The following is a 19,820-nucleotide window of genomic DNA, read 5'->3' on the forward strand; positions in this document are numbered from 1 at the left end:
CGAACTCGGTGCGGCACCTCGTATTCTTTCCCCTGTCGGGTCGACGTGAAGGGCGGTCGCCAATGCTCGTGCGAGTGCAGAACGCCGCAGGCACCAATGCCGAGCGAGCGCTGATCGATTGGCTGCGCACCTGGAAGGACCCGGATAGTCCGCACGGTGTCGCGACGATCACCTGCAGCCTGTTCCACAAGGACCGGCTGCATCCTTTCGATGCCGTGATCTGGACGCCGACCAGCTGCGTGGTCATCGAGGCCGACGCGCTCGTGGCCAGGCAGGACGGCGTGCTCGAGGTCCCGCTGAACGGGCCGTGGACGATCAACGGCGAGCCGGCGGCGATGGAGAGCCGCGACCGCCGCACACCGCTGGAGAAGTCGCGGGAGCACACCTTCGCATTGCAGGAATGGCTGGCCGCCCGCGGTCTCGGGCAGCGTGTCGTGCACGGCGTCGCGCTGGTGGTCCCGCTGCCCGGCGCTCAGCTGCGGCTGGAGCAGGCCTGGGCCGACCCGAGTTTCGACGTGATCATCGGCGACGACCCGTCCCGGCTGCGGCACTATTTCGACGCGCTCGCCGCGGAGGAGAAATTCCTCTGGACCGCCAATGACGTCGCCATCGCGTTCCGCGGGCTGGGCATCCTGCCCTTTCTGCCCGCCCCGCAGGACCTGCTCGCCGAGGGCTTCCTCGGTCCGATCGACATCAAGCTCTGGCACGGCGGCCCCAACCAGGCGCAGGCGGAGGCGTACGCCGAGGAGCTCGCGCAGTTGGAACGGGACGCGCAGGCATCCGCCTTCGTCGTCCGGGCGCCCTGGTACAGCCCGTGGAAGCTGTATCCGCGGGAGCCGGGGGATCTCGATTTCGGCCGCGCGGTGATGCGCACCGTTCTCGCGATCGGGATGGTCATCGTTTTCGTCTGGGTCCTGTGGTTCGTCGTCACCGCGATCACGACCTACGGACCCGGCTGAGCGGTCGGAGAGGGGCACCGGTTCGGTAGCCGGCGCGGGCCGTTGGCTCGCTATCGTCGACCGGTGCTCGCAGTCAGGCAGACCGGTCGGGGAAACAACGCGGCAACCGTCCATGCCGGTGTCGCTGCCACAGGCGTTGCCGCCACCGCAGCGATTCCTGCGACACTTCCTGCCGACGGAGGACCCTCGGCGCTCGATCGCGCCATCGCCGATCCTGTCCACGCGGCACTCGACGCGCGACCAGGTGTCTACGAAGCGCTCGTCGTCCCGAGCAATGGGTACGTCCTGCTGCCGCTGCTGATCCTGGCCTGCGTTTGGTTCGCTCGCCGTGGCGATCTACGACGCGCCGCGACGATGCTGGTCGTGCCGGAACTGGCGGTTGCGATCAATACCTGGCTACTGAAACCACTATGGGGGCGACAGTGGCATGACTATCTCGCCTACCCGAGTGGGCACACCGTCCATTTGGTCGCGATCGGGGCCACCTTCGTACTGCTGACGGAGCCGACGCACGCGCGGCGCGTGGTCGCCGCGGTGGCGACCGTCGCGATGCCGGCGGCGGCTGTCGGCATGATCGGCCTCGGCTATCACCATGCGACGGACATTCTCGGCGGCATCGCGGCGGCGATCACGATGGCGATATCGCTGTGCTGGGCCGCCGGACTCCTGGACCGCGGTAAAGCCCGAGGCACCGCGACCCAGACATATGCGGCCGCCGAGCGCGCCCCGCGGCGGGGCGCCTCCGATCCCGTCGGCTAGGCGGCTGCCTCGGCTCCGCGGCCCGCCGCGGGCCTGCCGGACGGCTGCGCCCCCCTACACGCTGGCCTGTGCCTGCCCAGCGGCGGACAGGGACTCCTCCCGCGCGCCCGTTATCCAGCCGCCTCTGCCCTACTGCCACAGGGTCGGAAACAGCCTTCGTCTGGATGCCCTCAGGTCCGGTCGTACACGCTGGCGTCGTCGAGCATGGCCGCGCGCAGCATCGACTCGGGGACGCCCATGGCCTCGACCAGGGTCAGCGCATGCGGGCGCAGCCGGTCGACCAGTTCGTTCACACCGCGGCGCACCGCCTTGGCCCGCTCCACCGACATGAACCGGTGCATGATGAACCAGGCCTGGCTCTCCTCGATGATCGAGTAGACGTACAGGTCGCACATCGATCCGGCGAGTTCGCGCGCGTCCGGATCGTCGATGCCCGCGATGCCCTCGATGAAGGCCTCCAGCACCAAGCGGTCGATGTGCGCCGCGCCCGCGGCCAGGATGTGGTCCTGGGCGTTGTTGAACGCTTCGAACGGGCGGGTGTCCTGGGCTCGCGCGCGCAGCCGGTGTGCCGCGGTCCGGACCAGATAGTCCTCGCGGTCGGCCAACAGCTGCAGTTGCACGGCCCGGCGCGACAGGTCACCGTCGTCGACGGACTCGCCACTGCGGTCTCGGAGGGTCTGGATCAGCTGGCGCACGCCCGATCGTTTGCGCACCACGTCACCGGCCATGGTGGCGGCGAAACGCACCCAGCCCAAGGCGTCCAGGTCGCGGATCTCGTCGGCGTAGGCGGTGAGCAGTTCCTTGGCCACCAGTTGGGTGAGCACGACGTTGTCACCTTCGAAGGTGGTGAACACATCGGTGTCGGCTTTCAGCGTGACCAGCCGGTTCTCCGTGAGATAGCCCGCGCCGCCGCATGCTTCGCGGCATTCCTGGATGGCGCGGGTGGCGTGCCTGGTCTGCGCGACCTTCAGGCCCGCGGCGCGCTTCTCCAGCGCACGCTGCGCGCCCGGCTCCAGATCCTGGCCGGTCTGCACCAGATGCATCCGGCGCACCAGGTCGTTCTGCGCGAACGCGAGCGCGTACGACTTCGCGAGCAGCGGCAGCAGGCGGCGCTGATGGCTGCGGTAGTCCAGCAGAACGGTTTCCACGCCGGTGTCGGGGTCGGCGAACTGGCGGCGCTTCAGCGCGTAGCGCACCGCGATGCTCAGCGCGACGCGCGCACCGGCCGCCGCGGCGCCGCCGACGCTGACCCGGCCGCGCACCAGCGTGCCGAGCGTGGTGAAGAACCTGCGGCTGGGGTTATCGATCTCGGAGCTGTAGGTGCCGTCCGGCGCGACGTCGGCGTAGCGGTTGAGCAGGTTCTCCCGCGGGACCCGCACGTGATCGAACGCGATGCGCCCGTTGTCCACGCCTGGCAGGCCGCCCTTGAGTCCGTCATCGATGGTGGTCACGCCGGGCAGGTCGGCGCCGTTCTCGTCCCGGATCGGCACCAGCAGGCAGTGCACGCCCTGGTTCTCGCCATTGGTGATCAGCTGCGCGAAAACCGCTGCCATCCTGGCGTGTTCGGCCGCGCCGCCGATGTAGTCCTTGCGCGCCGACGGCGTCGGCGAGTGCACCACGAACTCCTCGGTCCGCGGATCGTAGGTCGCGGTGGTCTCCAGGTTCGCGACGTCGCTGCCGTGTCCGGATTCGGTCATGGCGAAGCACCCGAGCAGATCCAGCGAGATCAACTGTTCGATGTACTCCCGGTGCCGTTCGGTGCCGAGGTTCTCCACCGCGCCGCCGAACAGTCCCCATTGCACACCTGATTTCACCCATAGCGACAGATCCGCGTAGGCCAGCATCTCCAGGCCGACCACCGCCGCCCCGGGTTCGCCGGTGCCGCCGTGCTCCCGGCGGAATCCGCGCTCGGCGAATCCCATCGTCGCGATGACCCGCATCTGGTCGAGCACCCGCGCCCGCGCCGCCTTGTAATCCAAGGACGGGTCCGCGGTGAACTCCTCGCCCGCCAGCAGGATTCGAGCTTCTTCCCGGACCGCCGCCCAGGGTCCGTCCAGTGCCGCGCGTAGGTGTTCCGCCGTCGTCGTCGTGCTGGTCGTCATGACTCGACGATAGCCCGGTACACGGACCCGAAACGGTTGACGTGACAAGTCCTCGTATGCTCTTGCAAGGAATTGAACGAGTGTTTAATATACTGAACATGTGTTTGATCGACAGCCCGTTCCGCAAGGATCCGCCGCGGATCTGACCACCGCGGCCCGCATTCGCGATTCCGCGATCGAGGTATTCGGCGAATACGGATTCCAGGTCGGAGTCCGCAAAATCGCCGCCGCCGCCGGGGTCTCCCCCGGGTTGGTCAACCATCACTTCGGCTCCAAGGACGGACTGCGCGCCGCCTGCGACGACCGGGTGCTGCAGCTGATCCGGGACGAGAAGATCAAGGCGATCACCGCGTCATCGGTCGCGTCGGGCATGCTCAACGCCCTCGCCGAGATCGAGTCGTACGCGCCGCTGGTGGCCTACATGGTGCGCAGCCTCCAAGCCGGTGGGCCGATGGCGGAATCGCTGTTCGACCACATGGCCGCCGATGCCGAGGTCTATCTCGAGAAGGGCGTCGAGGCGGGCAGGGTCAAACCCAGCCGTGACCCCGCGGCGCGCGCCAGATACCTCATGATGCTGAACGTCGGCGCGACCCTGCTGTTCATGCAGCTGCGCCAGCACCGTGGCGAACCGATCGACTATCGCAAGGCGATTCGCGAACTCACCGAAGAACTCACTCCACCGGCTCTGGAGTTCTACACCCAGGGCCTGCTCACCGATCCCACGATCTTGGACACGTTCACCAAGGAGAAGTGATGTCCGACATCATCGAGGTCAGCGACCTCCGCAAGACCTTCGGCCATGTCACCGCGCTGGACCGGCTGAACCTCACGGTCACCGAGGGCGAAATCCACGGCTTCCTCGGCCCCAACGGCGCGGGCAAGTCCACCACCATCCGGGTGTTGCTGGGCATCCTACGGGCGACGGGCGGGCGCGCTCGGCTCTTCGGCCGTGACCCATGGGCCGACGCCGTCGCCCTGCATCACGAATTGGCTTATGTCCCAGGCGATGTCACGCTGTGGCCGTCGTTGTCCGGCGGGGAGACCATCGACCTGCTGGCCAGGATGCGCGGCGACATCAACCAGAAACGACGCGCCGAGCTCATCGAGCGTTTCGACTTGGACCCACGCAAGAAGGCACGCACCTACTCCAAGGGCAACCGCCAGAAGGTCGCCTTGATCTCCGCGCTGGCCTCCGATGTCCGGCTGCTGCTGCTCGACGAGCCGACCTCGGGTCTCGACCCCTTGATGGAGCAGGTCTTCCGGGAGTGCGTGCACGAGGCGCAGGAGCGCGGCACGACCGTTCTGCTGTCCAGTCACATCCTGTCCGAGGTGGAGGTGCTGTGCGACCGGGTGACCATCATCCGGGCCGGGCGCACGGTGGAGAGCGGCTCACTGTCGGAGCTCCGTCATCTCTCGCGCACCTCGATCACCGCCGAATTGCTCGGCGACCCAGGCGATCTGAGCCGCATCCCGGGTGTGGAGGACATCGAACTCGACGGCGCCATGCTGCGCTGCCAGGTCGAGGGCGAGCACCTCGGGGAGCTGATCCGGGTGCTGGGCGACACCGGCGTGCGCAGTCTCATCAGCGCGCCACCGACGCTGGAAGAGCTGTTCCTGCGGCACTACCACGTCGACGGTGACAGCGCCGAGTCCGCCACGACCACCGGGGAGAAGGTGCGAGCATGACCACCGCCATCGCCGACCGCGCCGCCGCGGCACCGGCATTCGGCGGCGGAGACTTCACCGGGACCGGCAGGCTGCTGCGACTGTACCTGCGCCGGGACCGGATAGTGCTGCCCCTGTGGACGCTGCTGATCGGTCTGATGCCCGCGTTCCAGGTGGTCAGCGTGAAGGATCTGTACAGCAACCCAGCCGATCTGGACAGCTTCGCGAAGACCACGGCCGACAGCCCGGCGCTGATCGCCATGTACGGCCCGGTGTTCAGCTCCGAACTCGGCTCGATCGGCACCTGGAAAGCGGGCGCCATGTACAGCATGATCGCCATCGCCACGGTGCTCACGGTCATCCGGCACACCAGGGTCGAGGAGGAGACCGGACGGGCGGAACTGGTGGGCGCCACCAGCATCGGCCGCTACGCCGGCCTCACCGCCACCCTCATCATGACCTACGCAGGCGCGCTGATCGCCGGAATCGCCTGTGCCTTGTCGTTGTACGCCGCCGACCTGCCCGGTGCGGGAGCGCTGGCCTTCGGGGCCGCGCTGGCGGCGTCGGGCATCCTGTGGGGATCCGTCGCCGCGGTGGCAGCTCAGGTGAGCGCCGGGGCACGGGTCGCCCGCGGCGTCGCGTTCGGCGCGCTGGGCGCCGCGTTCGCCCTGCGGGCGGTCGGCGACGCCGGAAACGGTGTGCTGTCCTGGTTCTCGCCGATCGGGTGGTGCCTGCAGATCCGCCCGTACGCCGAGGAACGCTGGTGGGTGCTGATCCCTCTCGGCGCCGTCGCGGCGCTCGCCACCGCAGCCGCGTACATGTTGCTCGGCAACCGCGACACCGGCTCGGGACTGATCGCGGAACGTCCGGGACCGTCGACGGCGAGCACGCGCCTCTCCGGTCCCCTCGGGCTGGCCTGGCGGCTGCAACGCGGCACCCTCGTGGCGTGGACGGTCGGCTTCGCCCTGTACGGCCTGCTGATCGGCGGCGCGGTGCACAGCGTCGGCGACATGCTCGGCGGAAGCGAGGCGGTCCGCGACATGGTCACCCGGATGGGCGGCTCGCAGGGGTTGCAAGAGTCGTTCATCACCTACGCGATCACGATGCTGGCCGCCGCGGCGTCGGCCTACTCGATCTCGGCGGCGCTGCGGCTGCACGACGAGGAGTCCAGCACGCGGGTCGAGTCCACGCTGTCCGGTGCGGTCGGCCGCGGCCGCTACGCGCTGAGCCACATCGGTTTCGCGCTGCTGGGTCCCGCGGCGGCCCTGCTGGTCTCCGGGGCGGCGATCGGCGTCGTCTACGGCGCCTCGGACGGCGACCTCGGCGCGAAGCTGCCGCAGTCGATCGGCGCCGCCGCCGTACAGCTGCCCGCGGTCTGGGTGGTCACCGGCATCGCGGTGGCCCTGTACGGTGTCGTGCCGCGATTCGCGCCGGTCGCCTGGGCGGTGCTCAGCGCCATGGTGGTGATCTTCTTCGTCGGTTCGCTGGACGGACTGCCGCAGTGGACGGTCGATCTGGTGCCGTTCGTTCATCCGCCGAAGTTGCCCGGCGCGGAGTTCCAGGCGAAACCCGTGTTGTGGCTGCTCGGGATCGCCGCTGCTCTTCTCGCCGTCGGCGTCGCCGCGTTCCGCAGGCGCGACCTGCACTGATTCGCACCACCCGTGGCCCGCGCGAACTTCCTCGCGCGGGCCACTTCCCGTGACCGGGGAGTTCATTGGGGCGTCGCGGAATGTTTGCCCAATACGGTGTCCTGGACATGATGTACCGCGCGCCATGCGACATGGCGGACACATTGACAAGGAAAATGCCGAGATTCACCAAGTTCACCGCCGTGCTCGCCACTCTTCTCATCGGTGCGGCACTGGCTGCTCCCGGAGTGTGGGCACAACCGGGCCGCGCTGAACAGCCGCCGCAGTATGCACCGACCATGCTGATCCTCGATGCCTCCGGGTCCATGCAGCGACCGGATCCGGCGGGCACCATGATGGACGCCGCCAAGACCGCGGTCCGCACGTTCGTCGATGCCGCGCCCGCCGAGTCGAAGGTCGGCCTGATGACCTACGGCACCAGCACCGGGAACACCGAGGCGGAGAAGTCCGCCGGATGCCGGGACGTGCGGCTGCTCCGGCCCGCCGACGCACTCGACAAGGCCGCGCTGACCACCGCCGTCGACGGAATCCAGGCCCGCGGCTGGACGCCGATGGGTACCGCCCTGCGGCAGGCTGCCGACGCGCTGCCCGGCTCCGGCCCACGCTCGGTCGTGCTGGTCTCCGACGGCGACGACACCTGCTCCCCGCCCGACCCCTGCGAGGTCGCGCGTGAGGTGAAGCAGCGCGGCATCGACCTGGTGATGCACGCGATCGGCTTCGCGGTGGACGCGAAGGCCCGCGCCCAGCTGACCTGCATGGCGCAGGCCACCGGCGGCACCTACACCGATGCGGCCGACGGTCGCGCGCTGGAGCGTGTCCTACCGCGAGTGAGTGCCGCGGCCCTGCGCAACTACCGCGCCGCGGGAACGCCCATCACCGGCACCAGCAGCCCTACGACCGCGCCGGTCGCCTCCCCCGGCCAGTACCTCGACACCATCGGTCAAAAGGAGACGCGGTATTGGGCTGCGGACGTGCCCGCGGGCGCCACCGCCTATTTCAGCGGCACCGTGTCGTTTCCGCGCGTCCCGGACGTCTCGGTTACCGATGACCTCAACACCCTCCAATTGCGCGTGTACGGCGCGGACGGGCAGGACTGCCACGTCTTCGAATCCGAGCTGACCACCAAATCCAGTGACGGCGAGGCGCTCACCGTCGCCAAGACCTTCGACGGCGCGACCAAGGAGCGCACCGGTAGCGCCAGCGGCGACAAGTGCCGTGGCGGTGGTCGCTACTCCTTCGCCCTCACCTGGGACAAGGTCTCCACCGGCGTCCCGGAGCGACTGCCGATCGAACTGCTGATCGGCATCGAGCCAGCGGCCTCCGATCCGGGCAGAGGCTCCACGACGACCCCCACGGCTTTCTCCGAGCCGACCGGTTCCGGCACCCCCGTCACCGGTGGCGGATCGTTCAACGTGGCCGCTCCGCTCCCCGCTAGCGGCCGCTACACCGACACCCTGCGGCAAGGCGAGTTCGTGTTCTACCGGGTCCGGTTGGACTGGGGCCAGGGTCTGGCCTACCGCGTACATTTCGGCGGCAACGGTGGACGCGGCCTGGACAACGTCTCCAATATCCGCACCAGGCTCTACACCCCGATCCGCCAGGAGATCGGCTCCGACTTCGGCGCCTACACCGGCACCGACACGGTGCTGCCGAGCAAGGACGCGCTGGCGACGCTTCCGATCCGCTACGCCAACCGGACCGCCGACGACATCAAGGCCCGCAGGCAGTCGGTGCCGGGCTGGTACTACATCGCGGTGAAGGTCGGCTCGACCTTCGAGGACGGCGACGCGGCTCCGGTGCCGATCCAGCTGGACCTGACCGTCACCGGCGCCCAGGAACCGGGGCCGACGTACTCCTCCGGCGTCTCCGACGGCGTCTTCGGGGAGAAGGCGTCCGCACAGCGCGTCGCGCACCACACCGACGCGGCAGCCGCCGCCGAGGCGGAAACCGAGTCACGGAACCAGTGGCTGCTGCTCGCGGGTATCGGCGCGGCCGCCGCGGTTGTGGTCGGCATCATCGCGGGCGTCCTGTTGCTGCGCAGACGCGGGTAGGCGCATCCGGCCACCAGGAGAACCTCCGGGTGGGTGTGGCTGCGAAGGTCGCATCCGCCCGGAGCTTCTCGCGTCCCACGGTGATGCCCGCACCACGGTCCACGGCAGAAGGCTGACTATGCAGCGGTCCGGACAGCCCGACTATTCAGCTATGCGGCAGCTCTGCCTTCTCCGCCCGGCGCAAGGCTGTGGTCGCTGCGTAGCCGGTGACGCGGCCCCGGCATCACCGCGTGTGTTCGATCCCCAATTTCCCGGCCAGCCGGGTGAGGTAGGCCCGCACGTCGTCCACCGGACGGTCGGGCAACCCGAAAACAGCTTCGGTGACTCCGGATTCGGCCCATCGCGCCAGCTGCTCCGGATCATGGCGCCCGGCGAGCGCCACGATCTCGGGCAGGTCCGCGCGGTCGTGCTCGCGCCAGATGCGTTGCAGCAAAGCGACTTTCTCGTCCAAGCCGTCTTCGGTCGGAGTGGTGATCCACCCGTCGGCGTGCTTCGCCAGCCAGGTGAAGTTCCGCTCGGTGCCCGCCGCGCCGAGCAGCACCGGAATCCGCTTCCGCACCGGCTTCGGCCACGACCAGCTGGCGCCGAAGGTCACGAACTCGCCGGCGAATTCGGCCTCCTCCTCGGTCCAGAGGGCACGCATGGCGTCCAGATGCTCGCGCAGCACGGACCTGCGCTTGCCCGCGGGCACGCCGTGATGGGCCAATTCGTCGGTGTTCCAGCCGAATCCGACGCCCAGGCGCACCCGGCCGCCGGACAGATGGTCCAGCGAGGCAATGGTCTTGGCCAGCGTGATCGGATGGTGTTCGGCGGGCAGCGCCACGGCGGTGGACAGACCGATGCGCTCGGTCACCGCCGCCGCCGTGCCGAGTGCGACCCACGGGTCGAGGGTGCGCAGATACCGGTCGTCGGGCAGGCTCGCGTCGCCGGTGCGCGGGTGCGCCGCCGCCCGGACGACCGGGATGTGGGTGTGCTCGGGCACATAGAACGTGTCGAAACCGGCACGTTCCGCGGCCGCGGCCGCATCCGCGGGGGTGATGCCCCGATCGCTGGTGAACAACACGATTCCGTACCGCACCGTACCCGCTCCCATCGCCGAAATTAGAACAAGTTCTACCATGGGCTCGCCGGTCCGGCCAAGCGTCCGGCCAGGACCGACACGCCCGCCCCGAACCGCGCGGATGCCAACGACACGCCGGGTGACTAGGTTCGCGTCCATGGCTACTGACGCACCTACCGGAGGCGATGTCACCACCGAACGGGTGGATCATCTCGGCTGGCGTCGCGGGTTGCGCCTGCGACGCGCCCGCCCGATTCCCGTGGTCAGCCAAGCCGTCGGCCTGCTGGTCGCGGACCGTCAGGCGACCGTGGACAGCATCGTCACGGCACCGGCTCCGTTGCAGCCGATCGACCTCACCGACGACGCCCGGGTCGCGGAGGTCCTCGATCTCGCGGTCCGGGTCGGCGAGGTGGTGCTCGCCTCGGGCACCGGCGTGGTGGACACCACCACAACGGTCCGCTTCATCGCCGCCACCTACGGCCTGTCCCGCTGCAGCATCGACGTCACCTACGACGCTATCCGGATCTGGGCCGACCGCGGGCCCCAGCTGCCACCGGCCAGCACCATGCGGATCGTGCACTACCGCGCCCTGGATTTCACCCGGCTCGCCGCCGTGGACCGGCTCACCCGCCGCATCCGCAACGAGGTGGTCCCGCCGGAACAGGCGCGCGCCGCGCTCGACGCGATCACCTCGGCTCCGCACCCCTACCACCGGTGGAGCGCCACCGCCGCGTGGTCGCTCATGGCGGCGGCGATCGCCGCGCTGCTCGGCGGCGGCGCGCTCGTGGCCGCGGTCAGCTTCGCCACCACCGCGGCGATCGACCGCGCCAACCGCGTGCTCAATCGCTATGGACTGCCGTTCTTCTTCCAGCACATGGTGGGCGGCGCGATCGCGGCGATTCCGGCGATCGTGCTGGCCGGTCTGGCCGCGCGGCTGCGCATCGACGTCGACCCCACGCTGATCATCGCGGCGGGAATCACCGTGCTGCTCAGTGGATTACAACTGGTCGGCGCGGTACAGGACGCGATCACCGGCGCTCCCATCACCGCGACGGCCCGCATGCTCGAGGTGATGATGATGACCGGCGGCATCATCGCGGGCATCGCGCTGACGCTGAGCATCGCCGATCTCCTCGATGCCACCGTGCCACCGGTCTACCTCACCTCCGGACGCGACATCACCGACCTGCCGGTGAAGATCGTGGCGGGCGCCCTGGCGGCGCTGGCGTTCGCGCTGGCCTGCTACGCCGAACGCCGTGCGCTCGCCGCCGCCGCGGGCAGCGGCGCTGCGGGCACCATCTGCTTCCTGCTCGCGCAGAACGCCGGGTTCGGCCCGGTGCTCGCCACCGGCGTCGCCGCGACGCTGGTCGGCCTGGCCGGTGGCCTGATGGCCCGCCGGGCGCTGACTCCCCCGCTGGTCGTCGCGGTCGCGGGCATCACACCGCTGCTGCCGGGCCTCAAGGTCTACCGCGGTCTGTACGCACTGCTCAACGACGAGCTGCTGATCGGAGCCAATCAGTTGCTCTCGGCATTCGGCATCGGCTGCGCACTGGCGGCGGGCGTCACCCTCGGCGAGTGGTTCGACCGCACCGTCCGCAGACCGCGGATAGTGCGCCGGTTCGGCTCGCTGCGGCGCCCGGTCGTCCGGCGTCGCCGCCGTCCGGCGCCCACGCCGTGAGCCGCGAGGTGACTGCGCGGCCGGCACACGGCCGGTACCCTCTGAACGAGTTGGTCAGGGTAGCCGAATTCGACAGCGGCCCCGTCTGAGGTGAGGTGGTTCGGAATGTCGGAAGCAGTACCGTTCTCGACGCAGATCCGCACCGCCACCGCCGATCAGCATGCGGAAGCGGAGAACTCGCGGTTCATGAGCGACATGCTCGGCGGAGCGCTCGGCGTCGACTCGTATCACCGCTACACCGGTCAACTCTGGTTCGTCTACCGCGCGCTGGAGCGGCGCTGGGACACCCTGGCCGGCGACCCGACCGCAGGACCGTTCATCCGGCCCGAACTCGCCCGCACCGCCGAACTCGAGCGCGACCTCGCCCATCTCATCGGCCCCGACTGGCGCACCGGCCTGGAGCCGCTGCCCGCGACCGCCGCCTACGCCGAGCGCATCGACGAGTGCGCCCGCGACTGGCCCGCGGGCTACATCGCCCACCACTACACCCGCTACCTCGGCGATCTATCCGGCGGACAGGTCATCCGCGGCACCGCGGAGAAGCTGTGGAACCTGCCGCACCGCGGCGACGGCGTCCGCTTCTACGTCTTCGACGGCGTCGCCAACCCCGCGGCGTTCAAGCGGGAGTACCGCGGACTGCTCGACCGCCTCTCGCTCGACGATCTGGAGCGCCGCCGCGTACTCGACGAGGGCAAGCGCGCCTTCGCGATGAACACCGCGATGTTCCAGGAGCTGGCCGAGGAGTTCCCCGCTGCCCAATAGCCCGCATCACGGTGCGGCGCTGGTATTTCCGGCTGTCGTGCGCGGACCCGCGAGACATGGGACAGTCGTGGCATGAGAGCGCGCCGTCGCATCGCGGTGATTCTTGCCGGTCTTGTCGGAGTCGGTGTGATCGGGGGCTGTGGCGCAGCGTCCGATCCGAGCCCGGGTCTCGCCTCGTCGGCCCCGCCGATCGTGCCGCTGATCTCGACGAACGACCTGCGTCCCGCGCAACCGGACGAGGTGCACCTGTTCGGCTTCAACGACCTGCACGGACACTTGCAGCCGCCGAGCGGGTCCACGGGCAAGATCGCGGGATACGACGCGGGCGGCGCCGCCTATCTCGCCACTCATCTGGCGCGACTGAAGGCTGCCTATCCGGCGAGCGTCGTGCTGGCGGCCGGAGACAACATCGGAGCGAGTCCCTTGGTCTCCGGGTTGTTCCACGACGAGCCCACGATCGCCTTCCTGAACAACGCCGGAGTGGCCGCATCCGCGGTCGGCAATCACGAATTTGACGAGGGTGTCCTGGAGTTGGCGCGGCTGCAGCAGGGCGGATGTGCGGTGGACGGATGTTCGCCCGGCGCGCCCTTCACCGGCGCGAGATTCCCGTACCTGGCCGCGAACGTCGCCGACGCCCAGGGCGAACTGCCGCCCGCGCTGCGCCCGTGGACATTGCTAGAGGTGGGCGGGCACAAGATCGGCGTGATCGGTACGGTCACGCCGGAAACCGCGAATATCGTGCTGCCCGAAGGCATTCGAGGGTATCTCTTCGGCGATCAGGCCGCCGCCGTCAATCGCTATGTGCCGGAGATGAAGGCCGCGGGCGCCGAGGCGATCGTGGCGCTGGTGCACGACGGCGGCTCCCAGCGGCCGGAGCGGGACGCGCCGCTGGACTACAACGGATGCGCGAACATCACGCCGAACGTCACCGGGCTGGCCGAGCGGGTCGACCCGGCGGTGCGCGCGGTGATCACCGGCCACAGTCATCAGCCCTACGTGTGCGTCGTCGGCGGCAAGGTGGTCACCCAGGCGGCCTCGTACGGGCGCCTGATCAGCGACATCACGCTGCGATTCGGCGCCGACGGCGTCCAGGCCTCCGCGGTCAACCGGGTGGTGTCCCGCGAGGTGACGCCGGACGATCGGACGAACGCGCTGATCGACTTCTACGCCGAGCAGGCGCGGCCGCGCGCAGGACGAGTCGTCGGCGCGACCGCCGACGCTCTCCCGCACAGCCCGCGGCCCGCGGGCGCGTCGCCGCTGGGCGACGTGATCGCCGACTCCATGCTGTCGGTGACCGCGGGTCCGGCCGCGGCCGTCGCCGCGTTCATGAACCCCGGCGGTGTGCGCGCCGATCTGAAGCAGGGACCGATCACCTACGGCGACATCTTCACCGTTCAACCATTCGGCAACCAGGTCGTCACGCTCACGCTGACCGGCAGCCAGATCCTGCGACTGCTGGAACAGCAATGGAGCAACCCTGGTAAGCCGACGGTCCTGTCCACTGCTGGTCTCACCTATGCCTACTCCGACAGCGCCGCGGCAGGCGCGAAAGTGATCGCGGACAGCGTCCGCGTCGCGGGCCGGCCGCTGAACCCCGTCGCCACCTATCGCGTCACGGCCAACAGCTTCCTCGCCTCCGGCGGCGACGGGTTCACCGTCTTCACCGAGGGCACCGACACCGCGGCGGGCCCGACCGACCTGGACGCCTTCGAAACCTTCCTGCGCGACAAGCCGCCGCTGCAGGCGCCGCCCGCTCGCGTCGAGAAGAAATAGCCGAGCGGAAGTAGCCACACCGGACGCTGCCGAGTTGCTGGACACTCGACCAGAATCGCGGTAACTGGAAATCTTTGTAACACATACCGTTTGACCTGCGCAGACGGGTGACCAGTCCCACAGGCCGAACGCGTCATGATCGCTTGCCGGTGGCGCGCACGGTCGATTACTGTTCAGTAATAAGTCAGGACGAAGGTGTTCCTACTTTCGGCCCGACGGATTGTCACTGGGGGCCGAATCACAGCTCTCCGCATTCACTGCCGCATGCCGGATGACTTGTGCGACAACATGGTTCGAGTGAACGGCAGGAGAAGTGCGATGGCGACCTACATCGTGACGGGCGGAACGGGATTCCTGGGGAGGCGGGTCGTTCAAGATCTCCTGGATCACGATTCGGAATCGATCGTCCATGTGCTGGTGCGCGAGACGTCGCTGGCGAAGTTCACCGAGCTCGCATCCGACTGGCGCGGCGCGGAACGGGTCTACGCCCTGATCGGCGATCTCACCGCCGACGGCCTCGGACTGGCCTGCGAAGCACCCCGCGCCGATCACGTCATCCACCTGGGCGCCGTCTACGACATGACCGCCGACGAGGACACCGCCCACGCCGCCAACGTCACCGGCACCCGCTCGGTGCTGGCGCTGGCCCGCGAGCTGGGCGCGGTGCTGCACCACGTCTCGTCCGTCGCCGTCGCGGGCGACCACAAAGGCAAGTTCTTCGAAGAGGACTTCGACCTCGGACAGCGACTGACCTCGCCGTATCACCGCACCAAGTTCGCCGCCGAGAAGCTCGTGCGCGAGGCGCGCGGCGTGCGGTGGCGGGTGTACCGGCCCGCCATCATCGTGGGCGATTCCCGTACCGGCGAGATGGACAAGATCGACGGCCCGTACTACTTCTTCAGCGCCATCGCGAAGCTCGGCGCGCTGCCGTCCGATCTGCCGATGCCGCTGCCCGATCTCGGCGCGACCAATATCGTTCCGGTCGACTATGTTTCGGCCGCCATGGTCGAACTGATCCGCCGTCCCGGCCTGGACGGGCGCACCTTCCATCTGGTCAACCCGGAGCCGCAGCCGTTCGGCGAGATCTACGGCGCGCTCGCCGCGGCGGCAGGCGCGCCGACCGGCGTCGGCACGGTGCCGGGCAGCGGGCTGGCCCTCAGCGGGCTCGCGCAGATCCCCGGGGTGCCCACCGTGCGCGATTTCCTCCTGGAACAGCTGGGCATTCCGCCCGAGGTCGCTCCGCACACCTCGTTCTCCGCGGAGTTCATCAGCGACTCCACCCGCGCCCAGCTGCGCGCCGCCGGCCTGACCGTGCCGTCGTTCGACAGCTACGCCGAGCGCCTGTGGCAGTACTGGCGCGAGCACCTCGACCCGCAGCGCGGTCGCGTGTCGGTCAAGGGTGATCCGCTGGCCGGCCGCGTCGTGCTGATCACCGGCGCGTCCTCCGGGATCGGGCTGGCCACCGCGCACGCGGTCGCCCGGCGCGGCGCCACCGTGCTCATGGTCGCCCGCGGTCACGACGACTTGGCCGCCGCTGCCGAGGCCGTGCGCGCGGAAGGCGGTGTGGCGCACACCTATCCGTGCGACATCACCGACTCCGAAGCGGTCGAGAAGCTCGTGCAGTGCGTGCTCGACGACCACGGTCACGTCGACTACCTGGTGAACAACGCCGGCCGCTCGATCCGCCGCTCGGTGCTGAACTCCACCGACCGAATGCACGATTTCGAGCGGACCATGGCGGTGAACTACTTCGGCGCCGTGCGGCTCATCCTCGGCCTGCTGCCGTCGATGCGGGCGCGCCGGTTCGGGCACGTGGTCAACATCTCCTCGATCGCGGTGCAGACCAAGGTGCCCCGGTTCGCCGCATACGTGGCGAGCAAGTCGGCGCTGGACAACTTCAGCGAGATCGCCGCGGTCGAGAACCGGGATGCCGGAATCACGTTCACCTCGGTGCGGATGCCGCTGGTGCGCACGCCGATGATCGCCCCCACCGACCTGTACCGCTCACTTCCGGTGCCCGACCCGGAGCAGGCCGCCGAGATCGTGATCCGCGCGCTGGAGGATCGCCCGCACCGCATCGACACGCCGGTCGGCACCTTCGCCCAAGCGGTCGAGCTGCTCATGCCGTCGGTCAAGCGGCAGATCATGCACCAAGGCTTCCGCATGTTCGGGGAATCGCGTGCCGCGCAAGGCGACAGCAAGCTCGAGTCGGCGGGCGAAGCGCCCGTTGCTGCGGACGCCGCACCGGACCGCAGCCCGTTGTCCGTCCTGGCCCCGGTCTTCATGCCGCTGATGGCCCTGCCCGGCCCCGCGGCGCGCGTCGCCCGCGTCGTCCCGGGGTTGCAGTGGTAGGCACGCCATGATCGGTCGATGACCGAAGGCATCGGCGAGTTCTTCCGCGCCGAAAGGGTCGGGGCGCGATCGCACGCCCAACAGGCCGGCTTCCGATACCGGGCCACCCGGTTGCGGAAGACGTAAGCGGGCCGGGTGAGTTGGCTATGCCATGGTTGGCGGCCGCCCGAAGGCGGCCGCCAACCGCGGATCCCCGGTCCGGGGATTCACACCCGGGATGCGGCGAACTGCACGGCAGGCCACATGGCCCATCCGTAGTTCGTGTGCGCGGCCGGATGGATACCGCCCTCGCAGACCGGATCACCACTGGTGCAGTAGTTTCCGGTCCGCCAAGCGTAGAGCTCGGGAACGCTCCAGCCGAGCAGGTGGACCGGATCGCCGAACAGCAGCACCGCGGCTACCCGGGATTCCAGCTCCCAGGGAAGCGAGTGGATGCCGCCGAGCGCGGTCACGACGCCGGTGCCGAGCACCCCGTGCGTCACGACCGCCCCTTGCGAGAAGCCGACCAGGACGAACCGCTGGTCCGGACACATCGCGGCCTGCCACAGTAGGTGGGCGGTCATGTCCTGGGTGCCTCGGCTGATCGAGGACGGATCGAGCAGATCCGCGGGATAGTTCACCCGGTAGGACTGCGAACTGACCGGAAGTTCTTGTTGCAGTGCGGCATAGAGCGGGTCGCCCACCACCGAACCCAAGTACCCGGGTTCATGGGTTCCTCTGGCGACGACGACATCGACCGCCGCACATGGCATCGCCCATGCGTGCAACCCGGTCGCCGCTCCGAACCCCGCGACGAGCAGCAGCACAGCGAATGCCCTTACCACACGCCACTTTTCGAAATGAATTACCTTCCGGTTGGCCATCGTACTCACCTACACTCACGCCGTTGTGAGACAGCCGAGTGACTGTTGTCAGTGACAATTGCTCGGCTATATCCGCGAAGGTAAGTATGTCTGCGAAACCCGTCAAGGAATGCGACCCGACCGATACGGACTCAGCGCCGAATCGTTTTCGGCCCACCTAAGGAACGAGAACCGCTGCGCCCGTGAATCGTCCGTGCGCGAGATCGCTCAGCGCCCGATCGGCCATGTCCAAGGAGTACCCATGCGTGGTCAGATGTATCCGGTGTTCGCCGGCGAAAGCCAGGAATTCGCGGGCGTCGGCGCGAGTGTTGGCGGTCACCGAGCGAATCTCCCGCTCCTGGAACAGATGGCGCTGGTAGTTCAGCGGAGGGATGTCGCTGAGATGGATCCCCGCGATGGCGAGAACCCCGCCGCGATCGAGCGCCGCCAGCGCAGGCGGCACCAGCTCCCCGACCGGCGCGAACAGGATCGCCGAATCCAGCTGCACCGGAGGCGGATCGGCCGCGCCTTGGACCGACGCCGCGCCGAGTGCGGTCGCGAGTTCGCGCGCGGCGGCATCGCGCGTCATCACGTGCACCTCGGCGCCACGCGCGACCGCGACCTGCGCGGCGATGTGAGCGCTGCCGCCGAAGCCGTAGATTCCCAGCCGCCCGCCCGGCGGCACGGATGCCCGTAACAGGGCGCGATACCCGATGATGCCCGCACACAACAGCGGCGCGGTGTCGGCATCGGTATAACCGGCGGGCAGACGCAGCGCGTACGCCGCGGGCACACAGGCGAACTCGGCGTAGCCGCCGTCGGCGTCCCAGCCGGTGTAGGCCGAGCGCGGACAAAGGTTTTCGGCCCCGCGCAGGCAGAACTTGCATTCGCCGCAGGTATGCCGAAGCCAAGCGATGCCTACCCGATCTCCGACGGCGAACCCGTCCCCTTCGGTCGCGGCTCCTAACGCGACGACTTCGGCGACGACCTCGTGCCCCGGCACCACTGCCGCACGGCGCACCGGCAGATCACCCTCGGCCACGTGCAGGTCGGTTCGGCACACTCCGCAGGCGAGCACACGGACCAGCAACTCGCCGGGCGCCGGTTCCGGGATCGGTGCCCGCTCGGCGTCCAACGGGCCGGCGGCGATCGGGCCCGGCCTGCGCACCCGCCAGCAGCGCATCTCGACGGCACCGCCCTCGCTCATGCTCGCCCCTCGCTGACGCTCGGCTCCGGCGCGACGGAGTACTCGGCTGTGTCCACGGTTGACTCGCTCATGACCGCGCCTCACCGGCGCTCGACTCCGCCGCGAGCGAGTTCTCGGCTGTGCTGCTCGTTCGTTCGCTCATCGTCGGATCACCTCCCACGATCGGCTCCAGCCGGACCGTGCATCCGACCAGGCCGGATGCATCGGACTCACCCTACTCGGCGATTTCGGTCCCACCCGGTAAGCCAGCCTGATACATTTCCGTATCGAATACATTTGTGTATCTAGTAGCCGGTTTCCGGCGACCCGAGGAGGTGCCCGATGACGTCCGATGCCGTGCGGGCCGTGCCCGCCCGGGTCACCCGCCGGCGCGCCGAAACCAGGAGCCGGCTGCTCACCGCCGCCTACGAGGCCTTCGCCGAAGAGGGGTTCGGCCGCGCCACCGTGGAGCGGGTATGCGAGCGCGCCGGTTTCACCCGTGGCGCGTTCTACTCCAACTTCAGCTCGCTGGACGAGCTGTTCCTGGCCATGTGGGAGCAGCGCTCCACGGCGATGCTCGCGCAAGCAGGCGCCATCCTCGACGAGATCGCGGTGGACGGCACCGACGACGTCCGCACCGCCGTGGAAAGGCTGGAACGGGCGGTCCCGATCGACGACGGCTGGTACCGGATCACCGCCGAGTTCACCGCGCACGCCCTGCGCACTCCGGCGCTGCGCCGGGTCATGGCCGCGCGCGAGGAGGCGATCGTCGCGGCCCTCATGCCGACGATCGTCGCGGCGCTCGCGCGCGGCGGCCGCACCGTGCCGGACCCGGACGCGTTCGGCCAGGCGCTCATCGCCGTCCACGACGGCACCAGCGTGCAGGTGCTGCTGGAGCCGGACAGCCATGTCGTGCGCGAGCGGCGCACCGAACTCTTCCACCACGTCGTGCTGGCCTACAGCACCGCAACCGAAGGATGAA

At 69.1% G+C, this 19,820-nt stretch carries 15 protein-coding genes; 11 read left to right on the forward strand and 4 right to left on the reverse strand.

Features of this window, described 5'->3' with window-relative positions; translation table 11 throughout:
* Nucleotides 1-62 precede the first annotated feature (62 nt).
* Entirely contained in the window at nt 63-959 is an 897-nt protein-coding gene (locus tag IU459_RS22050; RefSeq protein WP_195131446.1) for an NERD domain-containing protein, read from the forward strand.
* A 63-nt stretch (nt 960-1,022) separates the two neighbouring features.
* Complete coding sequence (locus tag IU459_RS39760; protein WP_195131447.1) at nt 1,023-1,718, forward strand: phosphatase PAP2 family protein; 696 nt, start codon at nt 1,023-1,025, stop codon at nt 1,716-1,718.
* A gap of 170 nt (nt 1,719-1,888) precedes the next feature.
* Here the strand turns inward: IU459_RS39760 and IU459_RS22060 are convergent, their stop codons facing one another.
* Nucleotides 1,889-3,820, reverse strand: coding sequence for an acyl-CoA dehydrogenase family protein (locus IU459_RS22060; protein WP_195131448.1), 1,932 nt, complete (start codon nt 3,818-3,820; stop codon nt 1,889-1,891).
* A gap of 100 nt (nt 3,821-3,920) precedes the next feature.
* On the opposite strand from IU459_RS22060, the gene IU459_RS22065 reads away from it, so the two are divergent.
* The 4 genes from IU459_RS22065 (at nt 3,921) to IU459_RS22080 (ending at nt 9,185) form a co-directional block, all read left to right on the forward strand.
* Complete coding sequence (locus tag IU459_RS22065; protein ID WP_195131449.1) at nt 3,921-4,574, forward strand: TetR/AcrR family transcriptional regulator; 654 nt, start codon at nt 3,921-3,923, stop codon at nt 4,572-4,574.
* A complete protein-coding gene (locus tag IU459_RS22070) occupies nt 4,574-5,506 on the forward strand; it encodes an ABC transporter ATP-binding protein (RefSeq protein ID WP_195131450.1) in 933 nt (310 codons plus the stop codon). The genes IU459_RS22065 and IU459_RS22070 overlap by 1 nt, the downstream gene beginning before the upstream one ends.
* A complete protein-coding gene (locus IU459_RS22075; RefSeq protein WP_195131451.1) occupies nt 5,503-7,134 on the forward strand; it encodes an ABC transporter permease in 1,632 nt (543 codons plus the stop codon). The genes IU459_RS22070 and IU459_RS22075 overlap by 4 nt, the downstream gene beginning before the upstream one ends.
* Nucleotides 7,135-7,289: 155 nt before the next feature.
* Nucleotides 7,290-9,185, forward strand: coding sequence for a vWA domain-containing protein (locus IU459_RS22080; protein WP_195131452.1), 1,896 nt, complete (start codon nt 7,290-7,292; stop codon nt 9,183-9,185).
* Nucleotides 9,186-9,408: 223 nt separating this feature from the next.
* On the opposite strand, the gene IU459_RS22085 is transcribed toward IU459_RS22080, so the two are convergent.
* A complete protein-coding gene (locus IU459_RS22085) occupies nt 9,409-10,263 on the reverse strand; it encodes a TIGR03619 family F420-dependent LLM class oxidoreductase (protein ID WP_195131480.1) in 855 nt (284 codons plus the stop codon).
* A gap of 139 nt (nt 10,264-10,402) precedes the next feature.
* Between IU459_RS22085 and IU459_RS22090 the strand changes: the two genes are divergently transcribed.
* The 4 genes from IU459_RS22090 (at nt 10,403) to IU459_RS22105 (ending at nt 16,810) form a co-directional block, all read left to right on the forward strand.
* On the forward strand, nt 10,403-11,923 hold the full coding sequence (locus tag IU459_RS22090) for a threonine/serine ThrE exporter family protein (RefSeq protein ID WP_195131453.1): 1,521 nt from the start codon (nt 10,403-10,405) through the stop codon (nt 11,921-11,923).
* Between the two features lie 105 nt (nt 11,924-12,028).
* Nucleotides 12,029-12,685 (forward strand): heme oxygenase (biliverdin-producing), encoded by a 657-nt coding sequence (locus tag IU459_RS22095; RefSeq protein ID WP_195131454.1) that lies wholly within the window; start codon nt 12,029-12,031, stop codon nt 12,683-12,685.
* A gap of 72 nt (nt 12,686-12,757) precedes the next feature.
* Nucleotides 12,758-14,458: a bifunctional metallophosphatase/5'-nucleotidase gene (locus IU459_RS22100; RefSeq protein ID WP_195131455.1), complete on the forward strand. Its 1,701-nt coding sequence runs from the start codon at nt 12,758-12,760 to the stop codon at nt 14,456-14,458.
* 318 nt (nt 14,459-14,776) lie between these two features.
* A complete protein-coding gene (locus tag IU459_RS22105; RefSeq protein ID WP_195131456.1) occupies nt 14,777-16,810 on the forward strand; it encodes an SDR family oxidoreductase in 2,034 nt (677 codons plus the stop codon).
* Nucleotides 16,811-17,016: 206 nt separating this feature from the next.
* On the opposite strand, the gene IU459_RS22110 is transcribed toward IU459_RS22105, so the two are convergent.
* Nucleotides 17,017-17,673: a cutinase family protein gene (locus IU459_RS22110; protein ID WP_195131457.1), complete on the reverse strand. Its 657-nt coding sequence runs from the start codon at nt 17,671-17,673 to the stop codon at nt 17,017-17,019.
* 157 nt (nt 17,674-17,830) lie between these two features.
* Nucleotides 17,831-18,835, reverse strand: coding sequence for a zinc-binding alcohol dehydrogenase family protein (locus IU459_RS22115; RefSeq protein ID WP_195131481.1), 1,005 nt, complete (start codon nt 18,833-18,835; stop codon nt 17,831-17,833).
* Between the two features lie 345 nt (nt 18,836-19,180).
* On the opposite strand from IU459_RS22115, the gene IU459_RS22120 reads away from it, so the two are divergent.
* On the forward strand, nt 19,181-19,819 hold the full coding sequence (locus tag IU459_RS22120; protein WP_195131458.1) for a TetR/AcrR family transcriptional regulator: 639 nt from the start codon (nt 19,181-19,183) through the stop codon (nt 19,817-19,819).
* Nucleotide 19,820 lies beyond the last annotated feature (1 nt).

The sequence above is a fragment of the Nocardia amamiensis genome (assembly GCF_015477605.1).
GTDB lineage: Bacteria > Actinomycetota > Actinomycetes > Mycobacteriales > Mycobacteriaceae > Nocardia > Nocardia amamiensis_A.